The following is a 14529-nucleotide window of genomic DNA, read 5'->3' on the forward strand; positions in this document are numbered from 1 at the left end:
GAGTAGCTCTGCTCGGGTCGACGGGCTGCGTCGACGGTCCTTCACGCCACCCTAACGTTCCCGGCCCCCGCAAACCTTCCCGGACCAGCGGTTGCGCATCGTGTTCCCAGGTGGCTGTACGCGACGGCGACCGTGTGACCTGATTTCAGCCGGACCGGCGGCTCCACTACACTGGTCGGGACTCGAAGACTCTGGAGGACCCTTACGTGAGCGCATCTCCGCCCTCAGCAGGAGGGCCGGCGTCGAACGACGGCGCGCACCCGCGGAAGCGGAAGGGACTCCGACTCCTCGCCTCGCCAGGGGTCTCCGGCCTGCTGCTCTACGCGCTGGTGTTCGCACTGGCGCTCACGCCTGTTCCCTATCTTCTCCAGACCCCGGGCCCCGTCGTCAACACCCTGGAGCCCTACGAAGGCGTCGACCTCGTGACCATCTCCGGGACGCAGACGTATGAACCGGAAGGCACCCTCGACATGCTCACGGTGGCCGTGGCCGGAGGGCCGGGCCGCGACATCTTCACCGCGCAGGCGTTCTTCTCCCTGCTCAACGGAGTGGAGACCGTCGTCCCGTCAGAGGCGTTCTACCCGCTGGAGACCACGCGGGACGACGTGTCGGAGCTCAACAGCGCGGACATGATCTCGTCGCAGGACCAGGCCACCGCGGCCGCGCTCACCGAACTCGACATCGACTACGACACCGTCATCGGTGTGAGCAGCGTGATGCCGGGCTCCCCGGCATCCGGCCTCGTCGATCCCGGTGACCATCTCCTCGCGATCGACGGGGAAGAGGTCGACGGCACCGAAGAGGGCATGACCGCCGTGCGCGACGCGGTGCGCAGCTCCACCGACTCGATCGAGCTCCGGATCGACCGCGCGGGAGAGGCCCAGGACGTGACCGTCGAACCGACCGAGGCCGACGGGCAGCGCACGATCGGGGTCGTCATGTCCGCCGCCTACAGCTTCCCGTTCGACGTCGACTTCGCGGTCGAAGGGATCGGCGGGCCGTCCGCCGGCACGATCTTCGCCCTCACGATCATCGACATGCTCACAGAGGGCGACCTCACGGGAGGCGAGGCCATCGCCGGCACCGGCGCCATCGACGCCGAAGGCACGGTGGCCCCCATCGGCGGGGCGAGGCAGAAGGTCGCGGCGGCCGCGGCCTCGGGAGCGGACTACTTCCTCTCTCCCGCAGGCAACTGCACAGAAGTGCTCGACTCCCGCGGGGTCGAGGAACTGACCGTCGTGCGCATCGACGACCTGAATACGGCGCACCAGGCGGTCACCGACATCGCAGAAGGCAGGACAGACACCCTGCCGACGTGCACGGACCCGGCATGAGGACCGCAGTGCGGTCGCTGCGGAGGTCCGATGCACGGGCACAGACGATTCGGCTGCACACCCACAGCCGGCTGACAGAGACGAAAGGGCGACTGTGAGTTTTTCCGCCAGACCCCCACAGGCACCTCCCACCACGGGGCGCAGACGGCCCTCACCGCTGCTGCTCACGATCATCGCGGTACTCGCGCTCGTTGCGCTGTTCGTGGTGTTCGCACAGATCTACACCGAGGTGCTGTGGTTCCAGCAGCTCGACCGTTTCGACGTGTTCGCGACGGAGTGGGTGACGAAGGGCATCCTGTTCGCGATCGGCTTCCTCGTCATGTCCGTACCGCTGTGGTACATGCTGTGGTCGGCGCATCGCGCGCAGCCCACGACCGTGCCGTCGAACCCGCGCGAGGAGAACCTCGACCGCTACCGCGAGGCCGTCGAGCCGCTGCGCCGCATGCTCACCCTCGTGGTCCCCGGCGTGATCGGCCTGCTGGGCGGAGTCGCGCTCACCGCCGCGTGGCGTGACGCGCTCCTCCTCGTGAACTCCGAGCCGTTCGGCATGACGGACCCCCAGTACCAGCAGGACATAGGCTTCTACGTCTTCCAGCTGCCCATGGTGAACGTGCTCGTCGACTTCCTGGGCATGGTCGCGATGCTCGCATTCGTCGCAGGGCTGGTCGCCCACTACCTCTTCGGGGGAGTGCGTCCGCGCGAGACCCGCGGCTTCGACATCACGAAGAGCGCTCGGATCCACCTCGCGACCGTCCTGGCGCTGCTGGTGCTCGTCCAGGCCGGCCGCCTCTTCCTGTGGCGCTTCAGCAAGCTCACCGATGACTCCGGCCTGGTGACGGGTGCGACCTACACAGACGTGAACGCCGCACTGCCGGCGATGCTCATCGTGTCGATCGCCGCCCTCATCGTCGCGGCACTGGTCTTCTCCACCGCGTTCTTCAAGTCGTTTCGCCTCACAGCGATCTCGCTGGGCATGCTGCTGGTGCTGGGCGGCGTCGCCGTCGTCGGCTTCCCGGCGGCGATGCAACAGTTCCAGGTGAACCCGTCGCAGCAGAGCCTCGAATCGGAGTACATCAACCGACATCTCGAGGCGACACGGACGGCGTACGGCATCGACGACGTCGATGTCATCCCCTACACGCCGTCCACGCAGGGCGAATCGGGTGCGCTGCGCAAGGACGCGGTCACGGCCGCGAGTGTGCGCCTGCTCGACCCGAACCTCGTGTCGGACACGTTCCGTCAGCTGCAGCAGACCCGTTCGTACTACGCGTTCCCCGAACAGCTGGACGTGGACCGCTACGACATCGACGGGCGCAGCGAGGACACCGTCATCGCGCTGCGCGAGCTGAACCCCGACGCGCTGTCGGACAACACGTGGGTCAACCAGGCCACGGTGTACACGCACGGCATCGGCGCGGTCGCCGCCTACGGCAGCCGCCGCGGCGCGGACGGCGAACCCGCCTTCTTCGAGGAGTCGATCCCGGCCAGCGGTGTGCTGACGGATCAGAGCGACTACGAGCCGCGCGTCTACTTCGGTGAGCGCTCCACGCAGTACTCGATCGTCGGGGCGCCGGAGGGCGCGACACCCGTCGAGCTGGACTACCCGGCGGACGACCAGGAGGGGTCCGGCCAGGTGAACTACACGTTCTCCGGCGACGGCGGGCCCAGTGTCGGGAACTTCTTCAACCGGCTGCTGTACGCGATCAAGTTCCAGGACGAGCAGATCGTGCTCGCGGACACGCTGAACGACGAATCGCAGATCCTCTACGACCGGACCCCTCGGGAGCGCGTCGCGAAGCTCGCACCGTTCCTCGAGGTCGACGGGGACCCGTACCCCGCGATCATCGACGGTCAGATCAAGTGGATCCTCGATGGGTACACGACGTCGAACCAGTACCCGTACTCGCGTCCGTCGGTGCTCCAGGAGGCGACGACGGATTCGACGACGGCGGACAGCAACGCGGTCGTGGCCCTGCCGGACGAGCAGGTGAACTACATCCGCAACTCCGTGAAGATCACGGTCGACGCGTATGACGGTTCCGTCGACATGTACGAGTGGGACGACGAGGATCCGGTGCTGGACGCCTGGATGAATGTCTTCCCGGGACTCGTGAAGCCCGCGTCGGAGATCTCCAGCGACCTGATGAGCCATATCCGCTACCCGGAGGACCTCTTCAAGGTCCAGCGGTCGCTGCTCACGCAGTACCACGTCTCCAATGCGAGCGAGTACTACTCGGGCCAGGACTTCTGGACCCTGCCGGTCGATCCGACGACGGACCAGGAGCGCCAGCTGGTCCAGCCGCCGTACTTCCTCACCCTGCAGATGCCGGGTCAGGAGGAGCCGTCGTTCTCGCTCACGTCGTCCTTCATCCCCCGCCCCACCCAGGGACAGACCCGTAACAACCTCACGGGCTTCCTCGCGGCGAACGCGGATGCGGGCAATGTCGAGGGCGAAGTGAGTGAGGAGTACGGCAAGCTCCGTCTGCTCCAGCTGCCGAGGAACACGACGTTCCCCGGCCCCGGCCAGGCGCAGAATAATTTCAATACGGAGCCGGAGGTCCAGACGAGCCTCAACCTGCTGCGTCAGGGTGAGTCCCGTGTGGAGAACGGCAACCTGCTGACGCTGCCGGTGGCCGACGGCCTGCTGTACGTCCAGCCGGTCTACGTCCGGTCTGCGGGCGAGACGTCCTATCCGGTGCTGCAGCGCGTGCTCGTGGCGTTCGGTGAGCAGATCGGCTTCGCGCCGACGCTCGACGAGGCGCTGGACCAGGTGTTCGGCGGTGATTCCGGTGCAGAGGCCGGGGACTCCGACGCCGCCGGTCAGACGGACTCCGATGACGCCGGTGCTGTGACCGACGGCGAGGACCAGTCGGCCGGACTCGAAGATGCGCTGGAGCGGGCACGGACCGCGATGCAGGAGGCGGACGAGGCGCTGCGCGACGGCGACTTCACCGCTTACGGCGAGGCGCAGGAGCGTCTCCGGAAGGCGCTCGAGGACGCGATCGACGCTGAAGGCGGCGACGCGGCGGCCGAAGAGGCCATGGCGGACGGCGCTGCCGACGACGCGCCGGCCGCGGACGACGCGGGTGACGGCGACAACTGATCACCCAGACGGCTGCGTGGGGCAACGGCGGATCGTCGCCGAGGCCCCGCGCAGCCGCCCGGTCGCCGCACCTCCCGCGGCTCCGGACTCGTGTGCGAGAGCTTCGAGTCCGGGACCAGCGGGTATGTGTCACGCATCACCCGCTGTCGATTTGGTGGTCACCCGGGGTTCACGTAGAGTAGTCATTGCAACGCGGGGTGGAGCAGTTCGGTAGCTCGCCGGGCTCATAACCCGGAGGTCGAAGGTTCAAATCCTTCCCCCGCCACCAAGAAGGAAGAACCCTCAGCCACAGGCTGGGGGTTCTTCTGATTCACCAGCTCGTCCCCGAGCGGCTGCGCGAGGGAGATCTGCAGCCAGCGGTCGGTGTGAATTTGGATTCCCGTAGTCCTTGCGTCAGGTGCCGCTGTGATCGCAGGGTTTGTGTGTGGGGATGGATTCGCTACCGGTCCAGACCATGCCAGCTGAGCCCACGAACGTGGAGACAGCGTCATGACCTCATACGCTGAGGCGATCAGGCTGGGCTTCTGGAACTCCGAGCACTACGTGCTGCGTTGCCTGCTCCACTCCGGACGACTCATCACTCGAGTTGGAGCACTATGAAACCGGAAGAACGCGTGTAGCTTCGTTCGTCAAGAGCCAGAAATGGTTGTATGAACAGGTGCTGCGCAAGCCGCTGAGCGTTGCTCGCCTCCGTGATGCGAGAATCCTTTCGCAAGCAGTCCCGGCAGCATATGCAGAATTTGAAGCATCCGCCGAAAACAGGTCTGACGTCCGTTCTGTCCTCTACGATCGGGTTATGGCCCTACAAAGCAGGCACATGAGCGACCTCGTCACAGCGCTCCTGCCAGCGTTGTCGCGAAGTCTGGCCGAACAGTTCAACGTCTTTCGAGTGATGCATCATGGCACTCACGAGAAGCAGCTCTCCAATGTCTTCGCGTGGTTGCTCACCCCCGATGCGACGCATGAGCTCGGCGACATTGTGCAGCAGGCCTTCCTCGCGCGCGTCAACGCTGCGCTCCCGGACGCGACGATGCTCCCGCCCTCGGGCTACCGCGTCGCTCAAGAGGTCGATACCAATGGGGGCACCGAGGCTGCCGACGAAGTCGGCATGGATATCGCGGATATAGTTCTCTCACGACCGGATGCCGCCGTCGTCATTGAGAACTACGCCACCTCCGACGGCCACGGGCATGACTATCACCGGTATCTCGCTCACGGGGGTGCAGGCGGAAGGACATCCGCTGTCGTCCTGCTATGTCACCGCCGCGAAACGCATCTGCAGCGAGGGGGTTGGGACAAGGCCGCTGTCGTGACGTACGAAGAAGTCTTGGACGACCTGCAGGCTCACATCGATCGTGATCCGTCTTGGTGCCGACGGCATCCCGACCAGCTCTTCTTCATCCGACAAATGATTCAGCACTTCGTGAAAGGTCCAGCGGCAGTGGACGTAGAAGACCAGATCGCCTTCATCAGAACCATGTGCGAGACCCGGGAATCAGCGCGGTACGGATATCGGCCCAGGGATCGAGTGACGCAGGAATTCGCCGACCTCGTCGCCGAGCATGCTCGGCGACAGTTCGAGGACAGTTTCAAGACGCTCGCCACCGTGAAGGACAGATTGCGGAGCTTCGCACGGACGGTCTTGGTGCAGCAGGTCAATGGGCGCATCGCGAGTGGACGGATCGAGAAGGTGGTGACCCGATTCGTCGGTCAGTGGGAATGGTGCGTCGAACTGCAACGCGCTGATCCCCAGCCATCCATCTTCCTTGAGTTCGGTCCCACCGCCGTTGTCGAGAACGACCGAGTGCCAGACCCGCTAGACGAGCCCGATTTCTCACAGGTCTTCGCGACCCTTCAGTGCGTCGAGACTGCGAACATCGTACGAATCGTGCAGACGGACGTGAGTCTTGCCGAGGTCATCAGTGGACTGTCGCCGGACGATCTCCGCCTGCGAGATATCGTGCTGACGATGGCGGACGCTGCCTGAGGAATGTGCGGTCAGCACGTACCAGTTCGAGCGGAAGCCGCGGCGTTGATCGCAGAACTCGATCACGCTTCACGCCCAGACCTCCTTGGTGACCAAACCTGTGCCACTCAGGTCAGTCGCGGGGGTCGGAGAACCCGGTGTTCCCGTCCGTGTGTGCGGCGGCCCGCTTCATGATGTCCTGCCAGGTCCGGCCGGAGACCGTCGCACCGTAGACCTCTCCGCTCACGGCGCCTGCACCCTCACTGCGCCAGTCGCGGTTCCGCTCCGGATCCCCGGTCCACACGTAGGTCGACAGGGAGCGTGTGAAGCCCGCCAGTGACGTGGAGCCCACTTCGAAGTTGGTGGTCCCCGTCTTCGCGGCTGCGGGGACCCCGATCTCCAGACCCTGGGTGGTGCCACCGTCGAAGGTCTTGCTCATGGCGTAGGCGACGCCCTGCGCGACGTCCTCGTCGAGGACCTGTTCGCAGTCCTCCGACGGAACGTCGACCTCCTCGCCGTCAGCATCCGTGATCGAGTCGATCGCGGTGGGCCTGCAGTACTCGCCGTCAGCGCCGAACGTCGCGAAGGCAGAGGCCATGTCCAGGGGCGCCACCTGGACCGTGCCGAGGATCGATGCCGGGGACAGCGCGGGGACGAAACCCTCGTCGTCCGCGGTGTCCAGCGGGTCCCCGCTGCCGTAGGTGATGCCGAGCGATGTCGCGGTGTCGAGGACCCCGCACATGTCCACCTGGGTCCCCATCGCCGCGAAGGCGGTGTTGACGGATTGCTGGGTGGCTTCGAGCGCGGTCATCGAAGGGCTCGCATCACTGTCTCCGGCGTTGCTGGGATCCCACTCATCGCCCATGGCGGGGCAGTCGCCGTACCGCCACGCATCGGCCGGGAAGTTGCGCTCCGTGGCGTCGACCGTCCCGTCGAGGCCGTTGCCCTCCGTGAGCCATTGGGCGAGGACGAAAGGCTTCCACGTGGACCCCACCTGGAAGCCGTCCGCGCCGTTGTGCGCCCGATCGACGTTGTAGTTGATCTGCGTCTGGGCGGAGGACTCCGCTTCCGTCACGGTGTAGTCGCGGTTCTGCGCCATCGCGACGACCCGCCCCGAACCGGGCTCCACCGTCACAGCGGTGTGGCCGGCCCCTGAGGCGTCGTCGGCGGGGACTCTGCTGCGCACCGCGTCGTCGGCGATGTCCTGGACGTCCGAGTCCAGGGTGGTGTGGATGGTCAGCCCCCCGCGCTGCAGCAGATGCGAGCGTTCGCTGCGGTCGTCCCCGAACGTCTCGTCGTTCTCGATGATCCGCTGCACGTAGTCGCAGAAGTAGGCCGCACCTCCGGCGGCAGCGCAGCCGTTGGGCGTGGTGTGGATGTCGAGGTCCAGATCGGCCTCGCGGGCCTCTTCGTACTGCTCGTCGTCGATGAAGCCGTGCTCGTGCATGAGGGAGAGGACGGTGTTGCGACGATCGAGAGTGCGCTCCGGGTGCCGCTCGGGGTTGTACGCGGACGGGTTCTGCACGATGCCCGCCAGTGTCGCGGACTGCTGGAGGTCGAGCTCGGACGCCGCCACACCCCAGTAGCGCTCCGCGGCCGCTTCGACCCCGTAGACATTGGGCGAACCGGAGTAGTTGTTGATGTTGAGGTAGCGGTGGAGGATCTGGTCCTTGTCGTACCGGTTCTCCACCGCGACCGCCAGCTTCGCCTCCCGCAGCTTCCGGGTATAGCCTTCCGCCCCGTCCGATTCGATGGCATCTTCGAAGGACTCCGCGTCGTCCTCCTCGTAGGCGTTCTGGGCGAGCACGTTCTTGACGTACTGCTGGGTGAGCGTCGAACCGCCCTGGGTCGAATCGGAGAGGATGTTGTTGACCGCGGCGCGGGCGATGCCCTGGAGGTCCACGCCGGCGTGCTCGTAGAACCGATAGTCCTCGACTGCGACGGTGGCGTCCTTCATCTCCTGGGAGATGTCGTCGAACTCCACTTCCTCGCGGTTCTGCCAGTAGAAGGTCGCGATCTCGGAACCGTCAGCGGAGAGCATCCTGGACTGCTGTGCCAGCTCCCGCTCGTCCAGTTCGGCCGGCAGCGCGTCGAAGACCTCGACACCGGCGTCTGCGCCGGCTGCCGCTGCCCCCACTGCGGGGATGCCCAGCCCTGCCAGCACCAGGCCCGCGATCGTGCTCACCGCAAGGAATTGGGAGAGTGCGCTGACCGGGACGCTGCGCGCAGTCGTGGAGTTCACCATGTGCGCGAGGGTAGTGCCCGCTCCTCACTGCGGGTCTCAGCGCGCGTGGAGGGCATGATCAGGACGCACCGTGGTCGCGCGGACCGTCCAGCAGCTCGATGGCTTCCGTGCCGCGTTCGGTGATCGTCGTGTCCGTCTCCAGATGGACGGCTCCGCTGGGCAGCAGTCCGGCCCCGCCGAAGCGGTGCATGACCTGCCACTGGGCGAGCACGTCCTCGCCCGCATGCTCGGGAGGGAGATCCTCCCAGAACTCGAAACCGCCTGCGGCCCTCAGTTTCGCGGCGTCGTAGAGCACGCATGCCCCGATCCACGCCACGCGGTAGAGCAGGAAGTCCCTGTCCCCGAAATCCGTCCGTGCTGCGATGTGTGCGAGGTTGGCGGCGTTGTGCAGCTGCCAGCGCTCATGGGCGGGGCCGGAATCCGGGATCGGCTCCGGTTCGACGGGCCCCTCCCACAGCTCGAAGGAGCGCCATTCCTCCGGGCGGACGTCGTCGAGGTAGGACAGCCCCTGCACAGCGGAGCCGACGAACCCGGCACCGGACGACGTCAGTGCCTCCTGCAGGCGGGTGAGTGTGCCGGGTTCCAGCCAAACGTCGGAATCGAGGAACAGCACGTGGGCCGCGACGCTGTGCTCGAGGAGGAACTGCCGCTGCTGGGCCAGCCCACGCTGCGGCAGATTCCGGTGGCAGATGACGATCCGTCCCTGGGCGCGTAGCAGTGTGAGCATCGACGTCACGGTCTGGTCCTCCCAGACCGGTGGTGACGACTGGTCGCTCAGGAGCACGGCGAAGTCCGCGTCCGTCTGACCGGCCAGCCCGGCAAGAGTGACCGCCAGTTCCGCAGGACGCTCGAAGCAGGGGAGGAGCACGTCGAGGTCCGGCCCACCGACGGGCGGGAGGGGAGCATGCTCGTCGGGCGTCCCATTTGTCGCCGCACCCCACTGGGCGGACGTCCGTGCGGGCATCGGTCACCTCCTGGTCGGGCTGTCGGCAGTCGGCGGACCCGCCACAGGGTGTCGGGTCTCGGTCGTCGGCGGGTCCACGGTCCGTGATCCGCTCTGCATCCGTTCCAGCAGCAGCGAGGTGGAATGGTCGGAGACGTACTCCATGATGCGGACCTGCCCGCCGTACTGTTCGACGACGGGTGTCTCCGCGAGCATCTCCGGCGTGTAGTCGCCGCCCTTCACGTAGACGTCCGGCCGCAGTGCGGTGATGAGGGGGATCGGGGTGTCGGTCGAGAACGCCGTGACGAAGTCGACGCAGTGCAGCGCGGCGAGCACGCCGGCCCGGTCCTGGAGTTCGTTGAGCGGACGGTCCGGCCCCTTGAGCCGCTGGGCGGAGGCGTCGTCGTTGACGGCGACGACGAGCACGTCCCCCAGCTGCGCGGACTTGTTCAGGTAGGACGTGTGACCGCGGTGCAGGACGTCGAAGCAACCGTTCGTCAGGACGATCCGGGCGCCGGCCGCCCGGAGTTCCGCGATCTCCGCCGCCAGTTCGTGGGCGGGGACGAGCACGTCCGGAGCATCGGACAGATGCGCCGCGAGGTCTTCGGTCGTACACAGCGAGGTGCCCAGCCGGTGCACCACGACGTCGGCGGCCGCCTGTGCGAAGTCCAGCGCGTGGGCGTCCGAGAGCCTGCTGCCATCGGGCAGCTCGGCCGACCGTGCCAGCGCGAGCGCCGCTACGAACGTGTCGCCCGCGCCGGCGGCCTGCTTCTCCGCGGCGGGGTTCGCCCACGTGCGGTGCAGCAGGCCACTGCCGTCCACCAGGACCGCCCCGTCGCGATCCAGCGTGACGACGACGCGGGAGGCTCCGGTGCGGTGGAGGAGGGCAGTGGAATGCGCCGTCACAGTACCGATCCTCCGGCTGCCGTCCCCGAAATCCGTGCGGAGCAGCGATGCAGCCTCCTGCGCGTTCGGAGTGACGAGGTCGGGTCGCAGCGGCGCCCACATCTGCGGCTCGTGGGCGTCGACCACGGTGAAGGGCCTGTCCGGCGCGGTGTCGAGGGCCTCCGCGAGCGACCCGACGAGCTCATCGCGATGAACGGCGGCTCCGTAGTCGCAGACGATCACAGCGCGGCTGTCCCGCACCGCTTCCGACAGAGCGGCCTCCACGTCCCGCAGCGCCTCGACACCGGGCGGCGCCGCCGTCCGGTCGAGTCTGCACATCACCTGGTCCCCGACGACGATGCGAGACTTCGTGGTCGTCGTCCCGCCCGGGTCCTCCACCAGCAGTGTCGTGTCGACCCCGCCGTCCTCCAGCAGTGTCCGGAGCCTGTGGCCGGGCTCGTCCGCTCCCACCACCCCGACAATGCGGACCCGCGCGCCCAGGGCGGCGAGATTCATCGCTGTGTTGGCGGCACCTCCGGCGGCGAACACGTCGTAGGACTGGTCGACGACGGGTGCCGGTGCTTCGCGGGCCAACCGCACGCTCGTCCCGTACACCCACACGTCCAGGAGGACGTCGCCGACCACGGTGACGAGCGGTGCGCTCGCGGCCAACTGGTGGGGGAGTGCGGGCCGCAGCGTAGGAGTGTCGGTCATCGCCCCTCACCCGCATCCAGAGCTCTCGTTCCACCGGGCACCCGTGCGGCCTCCAGGTGCACGACGGACGTCGTGGTCATCTCGTCCAGGAGCTCGGGACCGTAGCCGAATCCCTTGCCGCTCTCCTTGTGCGGGTGCGCCGATCCGCCGGGGGCCCCGCGGAAGACGCTGTTGACCTTCACGGTGCCCACGTGGAGTTCCGTCGCTGCGGCCAGCGCGTGGTCGATCCGGGCTGTGAGGAGTGTCGCGGCGAGGCCGTAGCGGTCGGCTTCGGCGAGCCGCAGCCCTTCGTCGAAGTCGTCGACGACCTGGACCGGGGCGACCGGACCGAAAGTCTCCTCCCGCATCACCGTCATGTCCGACGTGCAGCCCGTCAGCACGGTCGCGGGGTAGTGCGCTCCCGGGCCTTCGGGCACTGTCCCGCCTGCGATGGCTTCCGCCCCCACGGTCAGCGCCTGCTCGACGTGGGCGTGGACGTGGTCGCGGTGGGCACGGTCGACGACCGGCTGCCGCACCGGTTCGCCGTTGCGGCGTTCAGCGTCCTTCTGCAGGGCCGCCACGAAGTCGTCCGCGATCGAACGGTGCACGTAGACCCGCTCCGTGGAGGTGCAGATCTGTCCCACGTTCGCGAAGCATCCCAGCGCCGCCTGCGAGGCCGCCCAGACGGGATCCACGCCGGCGTCGACGACCATTGCGTCGTTCCCGCCGTTCTCACGCACCACGTGGGCGCCCGTGCGTGCGGCCGCGGCCGCGATCTCGCTGCCCGTGGCGGTGGACCCGACGTGCGCGATGACATCGACTCGCTGGTCGCCGGTGAGCATCCGGCCCACCGCGCCGTCACCGGTGAGCGTCTGCAGCACACCGTGCGGCAGCGCGTCGGACAGCACCTCGCCCAGCAGGATGCCCACGTGCGGATTGCGCTCACTGGGCTTGTGGACGACAACGTTGCCGGTTGTCACAGCAGCCGCGATGAGGCCGACGGCGACGGCGACGGGGTCGTTCCAGGGGGTGAGGACCGCGGCGACTCCGTGGGGGCGCCGCAGCGTGTAGTCGGCGGCCTGCACGTCGCCGCGGAGGCTGTGACCGCGGTGCAGCGGGCCCAGTTCCGCGCTCTGCCGGAGGGCGCCGACCCCGGCGTCCACACCGCCGCGTGCATCGGCGAGCGGCTTGCCGGTCTCCCGCTGGTTGAGTTCTGCGAGTTCGCCGGCGGCGGCCAGCGCGTCCGCGGCTGCGTGGAGCGCGGCCCCGCGCTCCTCGGCCGGTGTGCGCGCCCAGCCCGGTTGGACACGGCGGGCGAGGGCGAGCGTCTCTGCGGCCTCGGCGGCATCCGCGCAGCGGACGGTGCCCACGTCCTCGCCGGTCTGCGGGTCGATTACAGTAAGGTGACTTGAGGCCGCGGCGGTCGTTTCGGCAGTGGCGGTCATGAGAATCCTCCTCGGAGTTCCGTTGGGAAGGTGCGATGGTCGAGACGTTCGTCGGGAAAGCAGGCGAGAGGTTCGAACACGTGCGGCGGATCGCCGTGCTACGGGGCGGGGGACTGGGCGACCTCATGTTCGCGGTGCCCGCGATGACGGCGCTCGCGGCCGCCTACCCGGACGCGAAGATCACACTGCTGGGAACCCCTGCGCACCGCGCGCTGCTCGAAGGGCGCCCCGGACCGGTGTCCGAGGTCGTCGTCCTGCCCTACGTGTTCGGCGTCCGCCCCGGGCCGGAGGATCCCGCAGAGACAGCGGCCTTCCAGGCACGCATGCGCGAGGCCCGGTTCGATCTGGCAGTGCAGGTCCACGGGGGCGGCCGATACTCCAACCCTTTCCTCCTGGAACTGTGGGCGCGCCACACGGTCGGCACGCGGACGGAGGACGCGACGGCACTGGAGCGCAACCTGCCCTACCAGTACTACCAGCACGAGATGCTGCGGGCGCTGGAGGTGGTGGGCCTTGCCGGCGCACCGGTGCAGACCCTCGAGGCGACGCTCGCGGTGACCGAGCAGGAGCGCGCTGCTGCGGCACCCCTGCGCGACCCGAGCGCCACCGGGCTGCTTGCGCTGCACCCGGGAGCGACGGACCCGCGCCGCTGCTGGCCCTCGGAGAGGTTCAGCCGGTTGGCCTCCCTGGCCGCCGCCGACGGCTGGCAGGTCGTCGTGATCGGCGACGAGGCCGATCACGAGACCGCCCGGGCCATCGTCGACGGAGCCGGGAACGACCGCGTGTCCTGCCTCGCCGGCACGCTGTCGCTGTCGGAGCTGGTCGGGCTGCTCGCGCTCAGCGACGTGGTCGTCGGAAACGACAGCGGTCCGAGGCACCTCGCGATGGCCGTCGGCACACCGACGGTCGGTCTGTACTGGGTCGGCAACTCCCTCAACGCGGGCCCGCTGGGGCGCGGACGGCACCGTGTCCACCTGTCGTGGGTGACACGATGCCCGGTCTGCGGTGTGGACGTCACCCAGGTGGGCTGGACAGCGGAGCGCTGTGAGCATGATCCCTCCTACCTCGATTCGATCGATCCGGCCGCGGTCTACGCGGACGTGCAGGCGCTGGCCGCCGGACACTGAGGTCCGGTCGAGCTGACGGCACCCCGGGCCCGGGCTGAGCTGAGCTCAGACCCCGGCCCCGGCCCCGGCTCACGGCCAGGAGTCCTCCTCCTCGTGGGCGATGAGCATCTCGCGCACCTCCACGTTCTGCGGCTGGGTGAGGGCGAAGACGATCGCCTCCGCCACGCGTGCCGGTTCGTTGAGACGGGAGTCGTCCTGCGGGCGGTACTGCTCGGTGCGCCCGTCGAAGAACTTCGTGCGCATCCCGCCGGGGATCAGGTTCGTCACGCCGATCCGGCCGGCGGTCTCCGCCGCGAGCGCCTGGCTGAATCCGCGCACCCCGAACTTCGATGCGGCATAGGCGGTCGCACCGGCTGCTCCGCGCAGTGCCAGGGTCGACGAGATCGTGACGACCCGCCCGCGCGACCGCGTGAGGTGCGGCAGTGCGGCACGGACGGCGGATACGGTGCCCAGCAGGTTGACCTGCAGGACGTTCTCCCACTGGTCGGCCGACACCTCGTCGAGCTCTCCGGGCACGTCGATGCCCGCTGCGGTGATGAGCGCGTCGATCCCGCCCAGCTCCTCCGCGAGTCCGTCGATCACCGTTTCGACCGCCTGCCTGTCGGTGACGTCGAGCGCCCTCGCCGTGAAGTCGCCCGCGTCGTCGATGTTCCGATCGAGGACGACGGGGGTGCCGCCGGCCTTCTGCACGGCCATGGCGCTTGCGAGGCCGAGGCCGGAGCCGCCTCCCGTGATCAGCACCCTCTTCGCATCCAAACTGTTGATGTCCATGAAGCAGTTCCTCGCTC

At 68.0% G+C, this 14529-nt stretch carries 9 protein-coding genes and 1 tRNA gene; 5 read left to right on the forward strand and 5 right to left on the reverse strand.

Annotation, left to right across the window (positions count from 1 at the left end; genetic code table 11):
* Window positions 1-206 precede the first annotated feature (206 nt).
* From JFC09_RS16860 to JFC09_RS05210, 4 genes are all read left to right on the forward strand, one after another.
* The gene (locus JFC09_RS16860) at window positions 207-1334 is read left to right on the forward strand and encodes a YlbL family protein (protein ID WP_198392950.1); all 1128 of its coding nucleotides are present in this window, start codon (window positions 207-209) and stop codon (window positions 1332-1334) included.
* 94 nt (window positions 1335-1428) lie between these two features.
* Entirely contained in the window at window positions 1429-4437 is a 3009-nt protein-coding gene (locus tag JFC09_RS05200; RefSeq protein ID WP_198392951.1) for a UPF0182 family membrane protein, read from the forward strand.
* 191 nt (window positions 4438-4628) lie between these two features.
* Window positions 4629-4705, forward strand: a tRNA-Met gene (locus JFC09_RS05205).
* A 549-nt stretch (window positions 4706-5254) separates the two neighbouring features.
* Window positions 5255-6424, forward strand: coding sequence for a PD-(D/E)XK nuclease family protein (locus tag JFC09_RS05210; RefSeq protein ID WP_232483200.1), 1170 nt, complete (start codon window positions 5255-5257; stop codon window positions 6422-6424).
* Between the two features lie 112 nt (window positions 6425-6536).
* Here the strand turns inward: JFC09_RS05210 and JFC09_RS05215 are convergent, their stop codons facing one another.
* The 4 genes from JFC09_RS05215 to JFC09_RS05230 are packed head-to-tail and all read right to left on the reverse strand — an operon-like array spanning window position 6537 to window position 12614.
* A complete protein-coding gene (locus tag JFC09_RS05215) occupies window positions 6537-8648 on the reverse strand; it encodes a transglycosylase domain-containing protein (protein WP_198392953.1) in 2112 nt (703 codons plus the stop codon).
* A 58-nt stretch (window positions 8649-8706) separates the two neighbouring features.
* Window positions 8707-9612, reverse strand: a complete 906-nt coding sequence (locus tag JFC09_RS05220; protein ID WP_198392954.1) for a glycosyltransferase family 2 protein — start codon at window positions 9610-9612, stop codon at window positions 8707-8709.
* Window positions 9613-9615: 3 nt separating this feature from the next.
* Window positions 9616-11190, reverse strand: coding sequence for a D-glycero-beta-D-manno-heptose 1-phosphate adenylyltransferase (gene rfaE2 / locus JFC09_RS05225; protein ID WP_198392955.1), 1575 nt, complete (start codon window positions 11188-11190; stop codon window positions 9616-9618).
* Window positions 11187-12614 (reverse strand): aldehyde dehydrogenase family protein, encoded by a 1428-nt coding sequence (locus JFC09_RS05230; RefSeq protein WP_198392956.1) that lies wholly within the window; start codon window positions 12612-12614, stop codon window positions 11187-11189. Before JFC09_RS05230 ends, rfaE2 begins: the two co-directional genes overlap by 4 nt.
* Before the next feature lie 35 nt (window positions 12615-12649).
* Between JFC09_RS05230 and JFC09_RS05235 the strand changes: the two genes are divergently transcribed.
* Entirely contained in the window at window positions 12650-13741 is a 1092-nt protein-coding gene (locus tag JFC09_RS05235) for a glycosyltransferase family 9 protein (RefSeq protein WP_198392957.1), read from the forward strand.
* A 69-nt stretch (window positions 13742-13810) separates the two neighbouring features.
* Here JFC09_RS05235 and JFC09_RS05240 read toward each other — a convergent pair whose 3' ends face one another.
* Window positions 13811-14512, reverse strand: a complete 702-nt coding sequence (locus tag JFC09_RS05240; protein ID WP_198392958.1) for an SDR family oxidoreductase — start codon at window positions 14510-14512, stop codon at window positions 13811-13813.
* Window positions 14513-14529 lie beyond the last annotated feature (17 nt).

The organism is Brevibacterium yomogidense (assembly GCF_016107685.1).
Taxonomy (GTDB): domain Bacteria; phylum Actinomycetota; class Actinomycetes; order Actinomycetales; family Brevibacteriaceae; genus Brevibacterium; species Brevibacterium yomogidense.

Excerpts from the sequence above, each read along its gene's own strand:
- JFC09_RS05210 (WP_232483200.1), top strand. The coding sequence starts at position 5,255 with ATGAGCGACCTCGTCACAGCGCTCCTGCCAGCGTTGTCGCGAAGTCTG.
- JFC09_RS05215 (WP_198392953.1), bottom strand. The coding sequence starts at position 8,648 with ATGGTGAACTCCACGACTGCGCGCAGCGTCCCGGTCAGCGCACTCTCC.
- JFC09_RS05220 (WP_198392954.1), bottom strand. The coding sequence starts at position 9,612 with ATGCCCGCACGGACGTCCGCCCAGTGGGGTGCGGCGACAAATGGGACG.
- rfaE2 (WP_198392955.1), bottom strand. The coding sequence starts at position 11,190 with ATGACCGACACTCCTACGCTGCGGCCCGCACTCCCCCACCAGTTGGCC.
- JFC09_RS05230 (WP_198392956.1), bottom strand. The coding sequence starts at position 12,614 with ATGACCGCCACTGCCGAAACGACCGCCGCGGCCTCAAGTCACCTTACT.
- JFC09_RS05235 (WP_198392957.1), top strand. The coding sequence starts at position 12,650 with ATGGTCGAGACGTTCGTCGGGAAAGCAGGCGAGAGGTTCGAACACGTG.
- JFC09_RS05240 (WP_198392958.1), bottom strand. The coding sequence starts at position 14,512 with ATGGACATCAACAGTTTGGATGCGAAGAGGGTGCTGATCACGGGAGGC.